This window comes from Pseudolysinimonas yzui (assembly GCF_014653215.1).
GTDB lineage: Bacteria > Actinomycetota > Actinomycetes > Actinomycetales > Microbacteriaceae > Pseudolysinimonas_A > Pseudolysinimonas_A yzui.
The window spans coordinates 130,517-146,743 of record NZ_BNAI01000001.1; the positions used below are offsets into that span (position 1 = coordinate 130,517).

General features: G+C 68.1%; 18 protein-coding genes. 13 read left to right on the top strand and 5 right to left on the bottom strand.

The features are described 5' to 3' along the window. Positions 1-12: 12 nt before the first annotated feature. The 6 genes from IE173_RS00670 to IE173_RS15645 all read left to right on the top strand — a co-directional run bounded on the left by IE173_RS00670 (position 13) and on the right by IE173_RS15645 (position 4,602). Positions 13-1,050: a 4-oxalomesaconate tautomerase gene (locus IE173_RS00670; RefSeq protein ID WP_229841781.1), complete on the top strand. Its 1,038-nt coding sequence runs from the start codon at positions 13-15 to the stop codon at positions 1,048-1,050. Between the two features lie 21 nt (positions 1,051-1,071). After that, positions 1,072-2,028 (top strand): VOC family protein, encoded by a 957-nt coding sequence (locus tag IE173_RS00675; RefSeq protein ID WP_191281470.1) that lies wholly within the window; start codon positions 1,072-1,074, stop codon positions 2,026-2,028. Positions 2,029-2,103: 75 nt separating this feature from the next. Then, positions 2,104-2,442 (top strand): hypothetical protein, encoded by a 339-nt coding sequence (locus IE173_RS00680; protein ID WP_191281471.1) that lies wholly within the window; start codon positions 2,104-2,106, stop codon positions 2,440-2,442. A gap of 206 nt (positions 2,443-2,648) precedes the next feature. Continuing rightward, positions 2,649-2,837 carry a hypothetical protein gene (locus IE173_RS00685; RefSeq protein WP_191281472.1) on the top strand — a complete coding sequence of 63 codons (189 nt, stop codon included), beginning with the start codon at positions 2,649-2,651 and terminating at the stop codon, positions 2,835-2,837. A 33-nt stretch (positions 2,838-2,870) separates the two neighbouring features. After that, entirely contained in the window at positions 2,871-3,842 is a 972-nt protein-coding gene (locus IE173_RS00690; RefSeq protein ID WP_191281473.1) for a hypothetical protein, read from the top strand. Between the two features lie 34 nt (positions 3,843-3,876). Next, a complete protein-coding gene (locus IE173_RS15645) occupies positions 3,877-4,602 on the top strand; it encodes an ImmA/IrrE family metallo-endopeptidase (protein ID WP_191281474.1) in 726 nt (241 codons plus the stop codon). Here the strand turns inward: IE173_RS15645 and IE173_RS00700 are convergent. The 3 genes from IE173_RS00700 to dapD are packed head-to-tail and all read right to left on the bottom strand — an operon-like array spanning position 4,531 to position 6,890. Next, positions 4,531-5,133 carry a hypothetical protein gene (locus IE173_RS00700; protein WP_191282527.1) on the bottom strand — a complete coding sequence of 201 codons (603 nt, stop codon included), beginning with the start codon at positions 5,131-5,133 and terminating at the stop codon, positions 4,531-4,533. The two genes, IE173_RS15645 and IE173_RS00700, sit on opposite strands and share 72 nt — an antisense overlap. Positions 5,134-5,186: 53 nt before the next feature. Further along, positions 5,187-5,951 carry a helix-turn-helix domain-containing protein gene (locus IE173_RS00705; protein WP_191281475.1) on the bottom strand — a complete coding sequence of 255 codons (765 nt, stop codon included), beginning with the start codon at positions 5,949-5,951 and terminating at the stop codon, positions 5,187-5,189. 15 nt (positions 5,952-5,966) lie between these two features. Continuing rightward, positions 5,967-6,890: a 2,3,4,5-tetrahydropyridine-2,6-dicarboxylate N-succinyltransferase gene (gene dapD, locus IE173_RS00710; RefSeq protein ID WP_191281476.1), complete on the bottom strand. Its 924-nt coding sequence runs from the start codon at positions 6,888-6,890 to the stop codon at positions 5,967-5,969. A 117-nt stretch (positions 6,891-7,007) separates the two neighbouring features. Between dapD and IE173_RS00715 the strand changes: the two genes are divergently transcribed. From IE173_RS00715 to IE173_RS00730, 4 genes are all read left to right on the top strand, one after another. Next, positions 7,008-7,859, top strand: a complete 852-nt coding sequence (locus IE173_RS00715) for a hypothetical protein (RefSeq protein WP_191281477.1) — start codon at positions 7,008-7,010, stop codon at positions 7,857-7,859. 32 nt (positions 7,860-7,891) lie between these two features. Then, entirely contained in the window at positions 7,892-8,965 is a 1,074-nt protein-coding gene (gene dapE, locus IE173_RS00720; RefSeq protein WP_191281478.1) for a succinyl-diaminopimelate desuccinylase, read from the top strand. Positions 8,966-8,985: 20 nt separating this feature from the next. Further along, positions 8,986-10,158 (top strand): hypothetical protein, encoded by a 1,173-nt coding sequence (locus IE173_RS00725; RefSeq protein WP_191281479.1) that lies wholly within the window; start codon positions 8,986-8,988, stop codon positions 10,156-10,158. 113 nt (positions 10,159-10,271) lie between these two features. After that, positions 10,272-10,442 (top strand): DUF3117 domain-containing protein, encoded by a 171-nt coding sequence (locus IE173_RS00730; RefSeq protein ID WP_191281480.1) that lies wholly within the window; start codon positions 10,272-10,274, stop codon positions 10,440-10,442. Positions 10,443-10,481: 39 nt separating this feature from the next. On the opposite strand, the gene IE173_RS00735 is transcribed toward IE173_RS00730, so the two are convergent. Further along, positions 10,482-11,114 (bottom strand): O-methyltransferase, encoded by a 633-nt coding sequence (locus tag IE173_RS00735; protein WP_191281481.1) that lies wholly within the window; start codon positions 11,112-11,114, stop codon positions 10,482-10,484. A gap of 58 nt (positions 11,115-11,172) precedes the next feature. Here IE173_RS00735 and IE173_RS00740 point away from each other — a divergent pair, with 58 nt between their 5' ends. Further along, the gene (locus tag IE173_RS00740) at positions 11,173-11,562 is read left to right on the top strand and encodes a twin-arginine translocase TatA/TatE family subunit (protein WP_229841782.1); all 390 of its coding nucleotides are present in this window, start codon (positions 11,173-11,175) and stop codon (positions 11,560-11,562) included. 120 nt (positions 11,563-11,682) lie between these two features. Here IE173_RS00740 and IE173_RS00745 read toward each other — a convergent pair whose 3' ends face one another. Further along, positions 11,683-13,233 carry a succinic semialdehyde dehydrogenase gene (locus IE173_RS00745; RefSeq protein WP_191281483.1) on the bottom strand — a complete coding sequence of 517 codons (1,551 nt, stop codon included), beginning with the start codon at positions 13,231-13,233 and terminating at the stop codon, positions 11,683-11,685. A gap of 33 nt (positions 13,234-13,266) precedes the next feature. Here IE173_RS00745 and IE173_RS00750 point away from each other — a divergent pair, with 33 nt between their 5' ends. Both IE173_RS00750 and IE173_RS00755 read left to right on the top strand, forming a co-directional pair. Further along, positions 13,267-14,703: an MFS transporter gene (locus IE173_RS00750; RefSeq protein ID WP_191281484.1), complete on the top strand. Its 1,437-nt coding sequence runs from the start codon at positions 13,267-13,269 to the stop codon at positions 14,701-14,703. Beyond that, positions 14,700-16,136 carry a pyridoxal phosphate-dependent decarboxylase family protein gene (locus IE173_RS00755; RefSeq protein WP_191281485.1) on the top strand — a complete coding sequence of 479 codons (1,437 nt, stop codon included), beginning with the start codon at positions 14,700-14,702 and terminating at the stop codon, positions 16,134-16,136. The genes IE173_RS00750 and IE173_RS00755 overlap by 4 nt, the downstream gene beginning before the upstream one ends. Positions 16,137-16,227 lie beyond the last annotated feature (91 nt).

Consider the following 16,227-nt stretch of genomic DNA (forward strand, 5'->3'; position numbering starts at 1 on the left):
GGACTGCGTTGCATGCTCATGCGGGGCGGCACGTCGAAGGGCGCGTTCTTCGTCGCCTCCGACCTGCCCGCCGACGCAGGTCAACGCGACCGGATCTTGCTCGAGATCATGGGCAGCCCTGACCCGACGCAGATCGACGGCGTCGGCGGCGGGCATCCGCTGCGCAGCAAGGTCGCGGTCGTCTCGCCGTCGACGGAAGACGGGGTCGACCTCGACTACCTGTTCCTGCAGGTCGCCGTCGACGAGCCGGTGGTCGCCGAGCTGCAGACCTGCGGCAACATGCTCGCCGCCGTCGGGCCGTTCGCCGTGGAGCGCGGGCTCATCCCCGCGGGCGGCGCGACGACGACTACCCGCATCCGCCTGATCAACACCGGCGACCTGGCGATCGAGACCTTCCCGACCCCCGACGGGATGCCCGAGTACGCCGGCGACGCCGCGATCGATGGGGTGCCCGGCACCGCCGCCGCGATCGAGATCGAGATGGGCGACGCGTCCACGGCGAAAGAGCTGTTTCCGACCGGCAACGTCGTCGACGAGGTCGCGGGGCACCGCGTCACCCTCATCGACAACGGGATGCCGGTCGTGCTGCTCGACGCCGCCGAGTTCGGGGTCTCGGGCGACGAGGCGCCGGCCGAACTCGAGTCACGCGCCGACCTCGTTGCCGCGGTGGAGACCATTCGCCGGACCAGCGGCGAGCTGATGGGTCTCGGCGACGTCACCGAGCAGACCGTGCCGAAGGTCTTCCTGCTGTCGGCACCGCGCCACGGTGGGGCGATCGGCACGCGCGGCTTCATCCCGAAGTCGGTGCACACCTCCATCGGCGTGCTCATGGCCGCCTCGATCGCGGCCGCCGTGCGCATCCCGGGTACCGTGGCCGCCGCGATCGCCGCCGCTTCCGACGACGAGGTCACCCGGATCGAGCACCCGAGCGGCACCTTCGACGCGAAGGTGCGCGTCTTCCACGCCGACGGCACCTGGCGCGGCACGTCGACCTCCATCCGCACCGCCCGCAAGTTGTTCGACGGCACCGTCTTTCCCCGTACCCACTGACCGCACCCAAGGAGCACCTCAATGACGAAGCCCGGCCCCCGCGACATCGCCCACATGGGCAACGTCGAACTCTTCACCGACAAGTTCGACGAGAGCTACTGGTTCTTCAACGACCTGCTCGCGATGCGCGAGTTCGCGCGGGCCGGCGATTCCGTCTTCCTGCGCACCTGGGACGACTACGAGAACTGGAGCATCAAACTCACCCCGCGCGACCGCTCCGGTGTCGGCGAGGTGCAGTACCGCGCATCCTCACCCGAGGCCCTCGACCGGCTCGTCGCGTCGATCGAAGCCTCCGGCCGCGGGCTCGGCTGGGGCGAGGGGGAGCACGGCGTCGGCCGCGTCTACCGCTTCACCGACCCCGACAGCCACCCGCAGGCGCTGTACTACGACACCGAGTGGTACCAGGCCACCGACGACAAGCCCGCCCTCAAGAACCAGGCCAGCCGGTTCCCCGGACACGGCGTCAACGCCCGCCGCCTCGACCACATCAACTACCTCGGCGCGAGCGTCGAAGACAACGCCGCCTTCGCCCGCGACGTGCTCGGACTCGAAGACACCGAACTCATCCAGCTCGACAACGGCAAGATCGCCGCCCACTGGTTCCACTTCCAGAACAAGTCCTACGACCTCGTCTACTCCGCCGACCACACCGGCAGCCACGGGCGCCTCCACCACATCGCCTTCGCCCCCGACACCCGGGAAGACATCCTCAAGGCCGCCGACATCTTCCTCGAGAACGGCATCCACATCGAATCCGGCCCGCACAAGCACGCCATCAACCAGACGTTCTTCCTCTACGTCTGGGAGCCCGGCGGCAACCGCATCGAATTCGCCAACGCCGGCGCCCGCCTCATCCTCGCGCCCGACTGGAAACCCGTCGTGTGGACGGAAGAGGAGCGCAAGAAGGGGCAGGCCTGGGGGATGCAGACCATCGAGACGTTCCACACCCACGGCACTCCGCCCGCGGGGAAAGGATGACTCATTCCTCGGCTCCCGTGTGGTTCCTTGACCCGACCACTTTCTGTACAGTAAGGTTGCGCGGACGGAGGGTGGATGTCGGAGACTCTGGTGGCGAGCGACACGCGAGTCCCCGTCGCGCTGCTTTTCGCCCCACCCGGGACTCCTCATGACGCGCGTGTCGATCGGTGGACAGCAGAGGTGGAACAAACGATGACGAAGCTGTTTGAAACCCGCGCGGCCACTGCTCGTCAAAGGGGAGTCGTGGTCGTTTCGTGCGACGCGCCGGTCGATGTACTGCGGGATGCCGACGTCATGCGTCCGCTTCGGACGCTGATGCGCGAACTCGGTCGAGACCTGGAACTGCGCGAGGTGGGTTTTGTCCTCGATGGTCACTACCTCGGCGTCACGAACTTTGTATTGGGAGAGTCATGAGCATCAAGAATTTCGACGGTCGGGAGACGTCGGATCGGACCAGGTCCGCGGGCCTGGCTGAGGCTGTCGGTTCGGCAATCGGCGCGGATGTCAGCTTCGAGAGCGGATCCCACCATGATCTCGACCGCTTGGTCGCGATGTTCTCGCGACGTCTGGTTTCCGCCGGAGGGCGGCCGACGGATCCAGATTGGACGATCAGCCGACGGGTGCCCTTCACCCCGGAGACCTGGAACACGCTCCAGGCTCTTGCCGACACGCTCGGCGTCGCCGGACGTCGAGTCGCTCCTGCCCAGCTTGCGGCGTCGCTCGTCGAGGACGGGGTCGCCGAGCTCGACGCAGCGATCCAGGCCCAGAAGGCGGCACGTAAGCCCCACGACGGGCCGGGCAGCGGCTAGACATTCGATCGGTTCGAGCGAGGAGGAACGTAGGTGGTGTCCAACTTCGAGTGGCTGCTGACACAGCACCGCTACGTTCCTCGGGTTCTGCACGGTGCGTGCCGCATGACTGACCTCGTGCGTGAGGAACGTGTTCCGCTGGTTGAGGACCTGACCGCGGTGGGTGGTGCTGTGAATGACTTCGTCACGGCGCGGCAGTGGGCGGAGTTTCCGCTGCACGAGATCATCCCCGCCTGGGGCGAGCAGGCGAACCCGCACTCCCTCGACGAGATCGTGCACATCAACAAGTCGGGCCTCGCCGCAAGTGACGCGGTCATCGTCAACGACTACATGGACGGAAGTCTCAGCCTCGGATGGCTGGTGCACGAGGCGCTTGAATCGTGCCGTCGCATCCCCGTGCTTGTGCTCGCGCGGGACACGACCACGATGTCCAAGGCACTTCGAGGTCGCCGTGATCGCTATGCACAGCTCACTATTCGCGACTACAGAGCACCGGAAGACGCGATGCTGATCGCCAAGGACTGGTTGTCCGACGTGGAGACGTCGATCGACGAAGGTGCTCAGTCGCGACAGGAGATCGACGCGGTCTGGGCGCCCACCGCCAAACTGGTGGAGAAGGCGATAACGGCGGCCGACGGCTCGGCGTGGCGACGGCTGGAGCCGCTCATCCCCTACTCTCACGCCGAGCTGCTGGAGCGGGCCGAGCTCGTTACTCCCTTTGCGGACATCTCGAGCACAGTCCTCGTGACGATCACCTCGACTCTCGGTATCAACCTCTCTTGGAATGCAACCGGGCGTGCAGCCCTCGACACGTTGTCCCAGGCTGAACTCAAAGCGTGGAAGATCTGGTCGCGCTCGAAGAACTCCACGTTCGCCCGACTCATTCTCGAGTCGGCGATCGCGGACCTTCGTTCTCCGGTGATCAAGCGCAAGTCGGTTGGGCTCGGACAGCCCGGTGGGTGGGACGTCTTCGCGCAGAAGTGGGCAGACGGTGCGCTCGGCTGAATCACTTGCGCGTTGGGCTCGGGATGAGGCCGGGGTGGGCGACCCCCGCTTTCACGTCTGGCAAGTAGCCGAGGCGTTTGGTCTTCCGGTGACGACGCGGCCCGGTCTTGCTTCGTCCGGATCGCTGCAGCTCATCCATGGGCGCGTCACGATCTTGGTGAACGAAGCAAGTCGTGCCCGGAAGCGGTTCAGCGCGGCGCACGAGCTGGCGCATTACCTCTTGGCGCTCGAAGAAAATCTGCCTCTAGTCGAGCAACTGCGAAGTAGGAAGATCGAGAGCTACTGCGATCGGTTCGCATCGCATCTCCTGCTTCCTCGGGGATGGCTGTTGCGCAACGCTGAGGGCGTTGCCGACGACCTACCGACGGCCATCGCGCTGTCCACATGGGCTGACTGCTCGGTGCCAGCAGTCGTGAGTGCTCTCAACGACCGCGGAGGTTGGAATCGCCGGCTCGTGTCATGGCGGAAGTTCCGGTCGGGTTGGCGCCTCATGTCAGTGGTCGGGGGCCGACGGGGCGCGACTCCTGTCTTGGCCGATCCCCACATGCTGAACGTGGCGACGGAAGCCCCGCGCGTCTACACGCTTCCCTTCGTCTCCGAGCGGGGGATGCGGGATATCGCCACAGAACTCGTTCGACGGGGCCCATACGTCTATGGCCTTCCCCGGGAAGCTTTCTCGGACGAGACGTCAGACGATCAGGTCGTAGCCGTACGTCGCGGCGATGCGTCGGAGGGCGGGGCCGAAGCCGGGATGGGATAGCGGAAGCGCTAGCAAATAGCGGGCAGGAAGCGCTGATCGCGCGCGTTCGAACAAGGCCACCGAACGAGCCATCGGCAGGCTCGACGTTCCGTAATAGATTCCGTCCAGGGTGTCGAAGCTGCGGTATATCGCGCGTGACCAATCCCGAGAGATGGCTCGGGGGCCCGATGAGATTGCCGCATTCCCGTGAGCGCGCGCAAGCCATGGGCCATCCACGACATCGAGTCCGATCAGGTCCCGAGTGGTCGACCAGAGGGTGAACCAGGGCTCGCGCGATCGGGTGTCGATGAGTTTTGTCGTCGAGTAGGTTTCGACGACGCACACTTCGAATGGGTCCTGCGAACCCGCCCGGATTGTCGAGGGTGCGAGATAGGTTATGGCTCGTTTCGGATGTTCCTTGGCGGGAGGAGGATGATGGTCGAATCGCATCGTGCTGACGGGGCCGAAACTCCGAAAGGTGTCCCATTCGGTCGCGTGCGCGCCGCCTCGGAAGAAAAGGCGACCGAAAGTGCTGCCTGCCGCCCAGGTCATGGTCTCTAGTGCAGACGGCGTCGGCAGATCCTCGGGCGGCGGTAGGCGAGTCGTCATGACGCCGAGGGGAGCTCTCTGACTAGCTCAGCTACCTTCTCCGGCGAACCACCCGACGCCAGCCATTCGAGCGGTGAAAGGGACACTCCGTCGACGAGAAGATCCACAGACGGTCTTGCCATAAAATTCTGGACGGCAAGCGGGTGCACATCAGTCGGAATGCTCTGCGCGACCTTTTCCAGCCCGACGACTTGACTTCTTCCGACGAACTGCCAAATCGGGATGCGCCACTCTCCGCCATCATCGAATGCGTAGAGGGTTTTCGCCGAGATCCGTTGACGAACCCGGCCCGGGCTGACTCGCAGCTGGGCCGCGCAGTCGGCCGTCGTGAGCGACTCCGCCATCAGGAGAGCGATGCGCGCGGCTGTCGCGGCGGTTGGGTCGTGGATGCCGTCGGCGGCGCCCTCGAGATTCACGCCGCTGGTTGCCAAGATCGCCGCCTCGCCCTCGGAGAACTGGTGCGTCTCGTGTCGTACAAGGGGCGACTCACTTAGTACGTCGAGCATCGCTGCATGAAGATCGCCGACATCGACCGCGGCTCTCCGCGCGGCCGTGCGCAAGGCGGATTCGTGAAGAATCGCATCGGCTAGGGCGTCGAGAGTCTTGGCGAGAACGTCATGATCCGGAACTATCGACCCCTCCGTGACGAGGTAATACGAAACGGACTCGTCGCCGCCAGCGAGGGAGCTCATCAGATCTGTAATGTCTGTGCGGCCGTCGATCGACCCTGGCATATTGTCTCCTATCGCGAGATAGATCACGATAGCAGAGCAGGCTTAGGTGTGTAGCTGCTCGTTGAGGGTGACGCCGTGGCCCTCGCGAGGGAGGGCCTCCACCGCGCCGGTGGCGGAGTTGCGGCGGTAGAGGATGCCGGAGGCGCCCGACAGCTCGGCGGCCTTGAGAGTGCGGGGCGCTTCGCCGGGCATGAGCAGGGTGAGCTTCGTGCCCGCGGTGACGTAGAGGCCAGCCTCGACGACGCAGTCGTCGCCGATCGAGATGCCGATCCCGGAGTTGGCGCCGAGCAGCGAGCGGGCGCCGATCGAGACGCGGTGGGTTCCGCCGCCCGAGAGGGTGCCCATGATGGATGCCCCGCCACCGATGTCGGACCCGTCGCCGACGACGACGCCCTGCGAGATGCGGCCCTCCACCATCGAGGCGCCGAGGGTGCCGGCGTTGAAGTTCACGAAGCCCTCGTGCATCACGGTGGTGCCGGGGGAGAGATAAGCGCCGAGGCGCACCCGGGCGGGGTCGGCGATGCGCACGCGGGCGGGGGTGACGTAGTCGACCAGCCGCGGGAATCGGTCGACGCCGAGCGGCGAGATGCCGGCGCGCTGCAGCGCGGGCCGCAGTCGGTCGAAGGCCTCGGGCAGCATCGGGCCGCCGGTCGTCCACGCGACGATCGGCAGATGCGCGAAGATCCCCTCAAGGTTGAGGTCGTTCGGGGCGACGAGCAGGTGCGACAGGGCGTGCAGCCGCAGGTAGGCGTCCGTGGTCGAGTCGGGTGCGGCGTCGAGGTCGATGCCGAGCAGCACATGCTCGACGCGCACCTCGCGGCGCTTGTCGGGTCCGAGATAGGGGGCGAGCTCCGCCGGGAGACCGTGATCGGGCGGCTCAGTGTTCGAGGGTGCCGGGTACCAGGTGTCGAGCACCGTGCCGTCGTCGGCGATGGTGGCGAGCCCGTGGCCCCAGACGGACGTCATTCCTTCAGGTTAGTGCCGGGACAGCGCCCCGCGCCGCACAGGACGACACGCTCGCTCGCTTCGGATAGATGAAGTCACGGGGTCCGCATGTCGCAAGCGGAAGATAGATTCGCGGCTGTGCACGAGTTCTCCGGGCGAATCTCGCGATATGCGAATCGTCATGTCATTGACGAGTGGGTTCGCTGTTTCGACGGGTTGCCCCTGAATCGATTTGAACGACTCAGTGTTCAGGCCATGACAGAAGAGTGCGAGCGACTGCTCACAATGCGAGACCGAGTGGACGAGGTGCGCGATCGGATTCCCCGGCCAATCGAGGAGGTGTACGCATGGCACTGGCCGACAAGCCGACAACAGCGCGAGCTCTTCAACGTCACGCGTGACTTCTTCGAGGCCTACTATTCGGCGTTGTCATCGGTGTCCGGCGTGATCGCTCGCTTTGTTCCCGCATTTGGCGTGAACTTCTCCGACAATGGACCCCTGCTTAAGTGGGCGCGAGCCGAGATCTCCGAACTGACCCACGACCGTTCGACGGAGCTAGAACGTGCTCGCGTCTTCCGCGCACTGCTTGCGCATCCGCAGCAGTTTCCGGCGTACGACTGGTTGACGGCGACCAGAGATGGCTATGAGTACATCCATGTGGTGTTGATCGGACCAAAGGGGCGTGGCAAGAACCCCTATCCCCCGGGGACAAGCTCGGAGCCATTCGCAGGGCACGGGGACTGGCATTTCGAGGCGCCAGACGAGGTGAGCGTCTCGAACTGCCTGATGTCCCTAGCTCTCTCAGTACTTGCCCGAGTCTGGGTGGCGATCGCGCATCGTTCCCATTTTCACCGTCAGCAAACTGTGGAGTACGGGTTGCGGCGCCTGAACCCGGCGTATCTAGATCTGGGCGCCCATGCTCGTGGCGTGCAAAGCGTGAGGGATCTTGAGGATCTTCCGCCGGCGTCCGAGTTGCCTGCTTTCAGATAAGAGTCCGGTCGAGCCTCAGTAGGCTCGGGATCGTGCCCCGCGACGCTCCGCCCCTCGACCTCAGCGCGTCGGTCGCCGACCTCACCCGGCAGCTCGTCGACATCGAGTCGGTGTCGGGCAACGAGAAGGCGATCGCCGACGCCGTCGAGCAGGCGCTGCAGGCATATCCGCATCTCGAGGTCAGCCGCGACGCCGACGCCGTCATCGCGCGCACGAACCTCGGGCGGGACCGCCGGGTCGTCATCGCCGGTCACCTCGACACCGTTCCGGTGAACGACAACCTGCCTGCCCGCCTCGAGGGAGACGTGCTGTGGGGCCGCGGCGCCGTCGACATGAAGGGCGGGTGCGCGGTCATGCTCGCCCTCGCCGCCCAGATCGCCGCCCCAGCCGTCGACGTCACCTGGGTCTGGTACGACCACGAAGAGGTCTCGAGCGACCTCAACGGCCTCGGTCGTATCGCCCGAGCTCGCCCCGAGTTGCTCCACGCCGACTTCGCGGTGCTCTGCGAACCGTCGAACGCCGAGGTCGAGGGCGGCTGCAACGGCACGCTCCGCGCCGACGTGCGGGTCACCGGCAAGCGCGCCCACTCCGCCCGGGCGTGGATGGGGTCGAACGCGATCCACGCGATGACGCCGGTGCTGCAGCAGCTCGTCGCCTACACTCCGCGCGAGCCGTTAGTCGACGGGCTCGTCTACCGCGAAGGGCTCAACGCCGTCGGCATCCGGGGCGGGGTCGCCGGCAACGTCATCCCCGACGAGTGCGTCGTCGAGGTCAACTACCGGTTCGCCCCCGACCGCGACGCCGCGGCCGCCGAACGCCACGTGCGGGATGTCTTCGCCGGCTTCGAGGTCGAGGTCACCGACATCGCCGAGGGCGCGCGTCCCGGACTCACCGACCCGCTCGCCCTCGACTTTCTGGCTGCGGTGGGCGGGGAGGCGCGACCCAAGTACGGCTGGACGGATGTCGCCCGCTTCGCGGCTCTCGGCATCCCCGCCGTCAACTACGGACCGGGCGACCCGTCGCTCGCCCACGCCGACGACGAGCGCGTGCCGGTCGAGCAGATCGACCGCTGCGAGCGGGGCCTGCGAGCTTGGCTCTCCGCCTGACCGCCGTCGCGAGTCACTGGGTGACTCGCGTTCTCGCGATCTTCGTCGTGTCGCGGATCGTGACGACGACGATCTTCCTCATCGTCGCGAGCGTGCAGCAGGTGAGCGACCGCACGGGAGCGAACCCCGACTTCTTCGAGTTCGCGAGCATCTGGGACGGTCAGTGGTACTGGTACGTCAACGCCGCGGGCTACCCGGATGAGATCCCGCGCGACGAGAACGGGAACGCGAAGGAGAACGCGTGGGCCTTCATGCCCGTCTACCCGTTCCTGCTGCGGCTGTTCACCGTGTGGGGCATCCCCTTTCCCGCGATCGCGCCGTTCGTGTCGCTGCTGTTCGCCGGGGCCGCCGCGCTCGTCTTCTTCCGGCTGATGGCGCGGTTCCTGCCGCAGGGCTCCGCCCTCTTCGCCACGGCGCTGTTCTGTTTCGCGCCGCTGTCGACGATCCTGCAGGTGTCATACGCGGAGTCGCTGCACCTGTTCCTGCTGTTCGTCGCCCTGCTGTTGCTCGTCGACCGGCGGTACGCGCTCCTCGTGGCGGTCGTCGTCGTGATGTCGCTCACGAGGCCGAGCGGGCTCGCGTTCGCCCTCGTGCTGCTGCTGCATCTCGTGCACCGGTTCATCACCCGGGCCCGCGACCCGTTCCCCTGGCGGGAGCGCATCGAGGTGGTGATCCTCGGTCTGGTCAGCGCGCTCTCCGGGGTGGCCTGGCTGCTCATCGCGTGGGCGGTCACCGGCGAGTTCACCGCCTACACCGACACCGAGTTCGCCTGGCGCCGCGGGTTCGGCATCGAGGGGCACCTCATCCCGTTCACGCCGTGGATTCAGGGAGCCGAGTTCTGGTTCGACGACTGGTTCGGCCTGCCCGACTCGTGGTCGCTCGTGCTCGGCGCCGCGGCCCTCGTCGCCCTCGTCGGCGGATACGCCGGGTTTCTGTTCAGCCCGTGGGCGAAGCGGCTCGGCCCCGACATCCGGTTCTGGTTGCTCGCGTACCCGCTGTACCTGCTCGCAGTGTTCTTTCCGCAGTCGAGCACGTTCCGGCTGCTCGTGCCGCTCGCCCCGGCGCTCGGCGCCCTCGCCGTACCCACGTCGCGCATCTGGCGGGGTGCGCTGCTCGTTCTCGGCGTCGCCGGGCAGGTGCTCTGGACCTACGGACTGTGGCGTGCCGACGTCTACGACTGGACCCCGCCGTAGGCCCCGCGCCTAGCACGGCAGCCTGATCGGGACCCTCGGATTGCGTCCGCGGTTTTCGGGAGTCCCCCGAGTGCGGGATAATAGAAGTTCAGGGCATCCGAAAGGGGAAATTCATGGCTGCGATGAAACCGCGGACTGTTGACGGGCCGATGGAGGCCGTCAAGGAGGGTCGCCTGATCATCGTGCGCGTTCCGCTCGAGGGTGGTGGCCGCCTCGTGGTGTCGGTCAACGACGCCGAGGCGAAGGAACTGTACGAGGCCCTCGGTGGCGTCGTCAACGTCTGACCCTTGGGTCGAGTAGCGCCGTAGGCGCGTGTCGAGACCTCAGTCAGACAGCTTCACGAGTTGCAGGAGTCCATCTCCTGCTGTGCTGAGGGCGGCAGCGACCGCTGACGACTCGGCGATCGTGCTGAGCAACGCACGGTAATCGGTGACGGTGTCGTCGCGCGCCGCCGGATCGGCGACCCTGCCCCGCCACAGCGCGTGGGCGACGACGACGATGCCGCCCCGTCGCGCGATGCGCAGGCCGTGCTCCACATAGTCCAGCAACGACTCCGGGTCGGCGTCGATGAACACCAGGTCGTAGGCGCCGTCGTTCATGCGTGGCAGCACCTGCGAGGCGGTTCCGGTGATGAGGCGGATGCGGTTGGCCGGCACATCCGCGTCGGCGAAAGCCGTGCGCGCCACCTGCTGGTGGTCGTACTCGATGTCGATCGACGACAGCACCGCGTTCGGGGCGCCGCGCAGCAGCCACAGTCCGCTGACTCCCGCCCCGGTGCCGATCTCGAGGATCGAGTGACACGAGCTCGCGGCGGCGAGCAGAGCGAGCTGGGCGCCCATCGCAGGGGTGACCGCGTCGATCCCGAGCTCCATCGAATGCTGGCGGGCGACGGCGATCGCCTCCGGCTCAGCGACGAACTCTTCGGCGTACCGCCAGCTCGACTCCTTGTCCGCCATGATTCGAGCGTATCCGCCGACCCGCCCGCCGACGGGCACCGCGGGTATCGTGAGGGGCGTGTCCTTCGGGCTGACCTTCGACAAGCTGCTGATCATCCTCGTGATCGCGCTGTTCCTCATCGGCCCCGACCGCCTGCCCGGCTACGCCGCCCAGCTCGCGCGCCTGGTGAAGACCCTCCGCGGGTTCGCCGACGGCGCTAAAGAGCGCATGCGCGAAGAGATGGGCCCCGAGTTCGACGAGGTCGACTGGCGCAAACTCGACCCCCGTCAGTACGACCCGCGCCGCATCATCCGCGAAGCCCTCGTCGACGAAGTCCTCCCACCGACGAAACCCGTCTCACCCAACGCCCCGACCGCCACCCCGAAGTACCGCGAATCCGCCTACGAGCAGCGCCAAAGAAAGCTGGGGAAGGGTCGCCCGGCGCCCTTCGACGCGGAGTCCACTTAGCCCCGAAAAGCGTCTGCGTCCGGGGGCACGCGGAGGGGCGGATCCGATCTTCGAGTCGATCGGGGTAGGGGACCCCGCTCCTTCGGCTCGAAGATCGGATCCGCCCTTCCGCCCCACGAGCTACCGGCGGCGCAGCCCCTTGAGCACTCGCAGCAGGAGAAGAAGCGGGCCGGTGAGGGGGCGGAACTCGGCACCGGTGCGCGGGAGTTGCAGGATGCCGGTGGCGTGCGAGATCGTGTGCGCCTCCATGAAGCGCAGCAGCCCTTCGCGGCCGTTGCGGCGGCCGAGGCCGGAGAGCTTCACCCCGCCCATCGGCGCGTCGACCGCCGAGAACGACCCGCGGTAGCCCTCGTTGACGTTGATCGATCCGGCGTCGACCCGGGCGGCGACCTGCAGGCCGCGTCGTTTCGACCCGCTCAGCACCGACGCGTTGAGACCGAACTCGGAGTCGTTGGCGAGGGCGATCGCCTGGTCGGCGTTGTCGACGACGTGCACGGCCACGAGCGCCCCGAAGGTCTCGGCGCGGTCGCAGCTCATCTCGCTGGTGACACCCGTCAGCACGGTGGGCTCGATGAAGTAGGGGCCGATCTCGGGGCGGGGTTTGCCCCCGGCGAGCACCGTCGCCCCCTTCTTCACGGCGTCGTCGATGTGGGCGGTGACGCGTTCGAACTGCGCCTTCGTCGCCAGTGACCCGACATCGGTCGAATAGTCGAACGCGGTGCCGAGTTTGAGCGAGCGCGTGCGCTCGGCGAATGCGGCGATGAACGCGTCGGCGACCCCCTTCTCGACGTAGACCCGCTCCATCGAGACGCACAGTTGTCCGGATGCCGAGAAGCACCCGTAGGCGGCGTCGGCCGCGGCCTTCGCGGGGTTCGCATCGTCGAGCACGATCATCGGGTTCTTGCCGCCGAGTTCGAGCGAGACGCCGATCAGCCGGCGGGATGCCCGTTCGGCGACGACCTTCCCGGTCGCGGTCGAGCCGGTGAAGCACACGTAGTCGACGGCGTCGACGACGGCGTTTCCGATCTCGGCTCCCGGCCCGCACACGACGCCCCAGAGTGCGGCCGGCACGCCGGCATCCAGGAAGGCCCGGCGCGCGGTGAGGATCGTCAGCGCGCCCTGGTCGTCGGCCTTCTGCACGACGCCGTTACCGGAGGCGAGGGCGGGGGCGACATCCATGATGCTCAGCGAGAGCGGGTAGTTCCACGGCGTGATCACGCCGACGAGCCCGCGGGGTTCGTAGATCACCCGGGTGCGCAGCACGACCGGGATGCCGGATCGCCGCTGCGCCGGAGCCAGCACCTTGCGTGCCGACAGGGCGGCATACCGGGTGGCGCTCGCCGCCTGGAAGACCTCCTCGAACGCCTGACCGCGGGTCTTGCCCGTCTCGGTCTGCACGGCGTCGAGCAGCTCCTCGCGGCGCTCCAGCAGCAGGTCGTGGGCGCGCAGCAGCACCTTCCGGCGATGGGCGAAGCCCGCCGCCCACCAGGCGCGCTGCGCCTCGCGTGCGGCTTCCGCTGCGACCTCGACGTCGGCGCCCGTGCTCTGCGGCAGGTCGTGCAGGGTCTCCCCGGTGAAGGGGGCGATGACGGCGATCGGCTTCCTCGCCGTCGCCGTGAGGTCGCGGGTCAGCTCCTGCGCTGTGGCTCGATCTACCGGCGATCCCGACATGTGAGAAAGCCTACGTTCCCTTAGCATTCACGCATGGCCACGCCCGCACGCGATCTGCGCCGCGGCACCGTCGTCCGCTACGCGGTCGGCTCGGTCGGTACAGGGGGATTCGGAACTCTGCCCGGTCTGGTGCTGCTCATCTACATGACCAACACGCTCGGGGTGAGCCCCGCCTTCGCCGGCGCGGCCTTCACCATCTCGAAGATCTGGGACGTCATCATCGACCCCTGGATCGGGGCGCGCAGCGACCGCAGCCTCGCGCGCACCGGAGCCCGCCGCCGCTTCATGGTGCTCGGCGCCATCCTGCTGCCGGTGTTCTTCGTGCTCACCTTCGCCGTGCCGCCGGGCTTGCCGCCGCTGCTCTCGGCCGCGTGGGTGCTCGTCGCCTTCCTGCTGGCGGCGACCGCGTTCAGCCTCTTCCAGGTGCCCTACATCGCGCTGCCGGCGGAACTCGTCGACAGCTACGACGCCCGCACCCGATTGCTGTCGGCGCGCGTGATCGTGCTGACTCTCGCGATCCTCGCCTTCGGCGGCGGGGCTCCCGAGATCATCGCCCTCGTGGTCGACAACGGGGGCACCGAGTACCTCGGCTACCTCGCCATGGCCGCCGTGGCCGGGCTCGTGTTCCTCGTCGCGTTCCTCATCGCCTCGACGGTCGAGCGCAGCGCCCGGGTCGATCGCACGCCGACCGCCCCCGGCTCCGATCCGATCGAGGGGATCGCCGCGCCGAAGACCGGGATGTTCATGCATTTCCGGCGGGGCTGGTCGGCGGTGCGTGACAGCCAGCCGTACCGCGCTCTGCTGTTCACCTTCGTGCTGCAGGCGCTGGCGATCGGGCTCATGCTCGCCGGGGTCGCCTACGTCGCGGCGGATGTGCTCCACCTGGAGGGCACCCTCTTCTTGTTCCTCTCGCTCATCGCGCCGGCGATGCTTGTCACCCCGCTCTGGTCGGTGATCTCCCGCCGCATCGGCAAGGAGCGGGCCTTCCGCCTCGCGACCGTGCTGTTCGGGCTCGCGGCGCTCTCGCTCGTGCTGCTCGTCTGGTTCCCGGGGCTCTGGCTCTACGGGCCCGTCGCGCTCGCCGGAGCGGCCTACGCGGGGCTGCAGTCGCTGCCGCTCGCGATGCTGCCCGACACCGTCGCGTACGACGCCGAGACGCACGGACCCGGGCGGGCCGGCACGTTCAGCGGGGTGTGGACGGCGGGGGAGACCGCGGGTCTCGCCTTCGGCGGAACGATCCTGTCGATCGTGCTCGCCGTGACCGGGTTCATCCCGACGGTCGCCGACCAGACGGTGACCCAGCCGGCCAGCGCGATCGTCGGGATCATCCTGGGCTTCAGCGTCATCCCGGCGCTGCTGATGTTCGTGAGCCTCATCTCGCTCGCGCGCTATCCGCTGCGCAAGGCCGACATCGACCGTCTGGTGCGGCACGCGGATGCACCGCCGCCGTCCGCGGCGCCCGTCGCATGACGTTCGCCGAAGAGCCCGCCGACATCCTGGCGCGGTTGCGCGAGTTGCGGGAGGGGGATGCTCCCACCCACGGCGGGCACGTGCTCTCCTACGTCTACGATCCCGGGCTCGCCGAACTCGACGAACTGGCGGCCGACGCCGCCCGGCTCATGCAGCCGGTCAACGGCCTCGACCCGACGACGTTCGGATCGGTCGCTGCGCTCGAGCGCGATCTGCTCGGGTTCGTGCGGGGGCTGCTGCACGGTGACTCCGACGTCGTCGGCACCGTCACGACCGGTGGCACCGAGAGCTGCCTCCTGGCGGTGAAGACGGCACGGGATGCCTGGGTCGCCGCCGGCGGGACCGGGCAGCCCCGGCTGGTGATGCCGGTCACCGCGCACGCGGCCTTCCAGAAGGCGGCGCACTACTTCGGGCTCGTGCTCGACCTCGTGCCGGTGTCGGCTGAGGGCGTGGTCTCGGCTTCCGCGATCGAGGAGCGGCTGGGCGACGATGTCGCGCTCGTCGTGGTCTCGGCCCCGTCCTACCCGACCGCGACCCTCGACCCGGTGGCCGAAGTTGCCGCCCTCACCTCGGCCCGCGGCATCCCGTTGCACGTCGACGCCTGCATCGGCGGACTCGTGCTGCCGTTCTGGCCGGGCCTCCCCGCCTGGGACTTCGCGGTGCCCGGCGTGACGAGCGTGAGCGCCGACCTGCACAAGTACGGCTACGCGCCGAAGGGCGTCTCGGTGCTGTTGCAGCGCGGGCGCGACCGGCAGCGGATGCAGTACTTCGCGACGACCCGCTGGCCCGGGTACCCGGTCGTCAACCCAACGATCCTCGGGTCCAAGTCGGCCGGGCCGCTCGCCGCCGCGTGGGCGATCACGCACGCCCTCGGCGTCGAGGGATTCCAGGCGCTCGCCGACTCGACGCGGCGCTCCACGGCGGCCATCGTCGAGGCGGTCGACGCGATCGAGGGGCTCCGCGTCGTCGGCACCCCGACCGGCCCGCTGCTCGCCGTGGCCGCCGACCCCGCCGTCTCGGCCGAGCGGCAGGTCGACCCGCATCACTGGGCGGACGCCGCGCGCGGCCTCGGCTTCGTGCTGCAACTGCAACCCGCATCCTCCGGCATCCCGTCGACGACGCACCTCACGATCACGCCCGTCACCGAGAGCGTGCTGCCCGACCTCCTCGGGGTGCTGACGACCGCAGCGGATGCCGTGCGCGGCATCCCGCATGTCGACCCGACCGCCGCGCTCGGCCAGCTGCCGCCCCTCACCGGACCCCTCGACTCCGACACCGCCGCCGCGATCCTCGCCGGCTTCGGCATCGGCGCGGGAGGGGCTCTCCCCGACACCCTCGCCCCGCTGCTGGCGATCATCGAGGTCACGCCGCCCCCGCTCGCCGAGCGCCTCCTCACCGAGCTCCTCGCGAGACTCATCGAGCCCCACGAATGAAGCGAGCCGCGGTTTCGGCAGTGGGGATCGGATCGGGTCGTCGAGTCGATCGGGGTAGGGGTCCCCGCTCCTTCGGCTCGGCGATCCGATC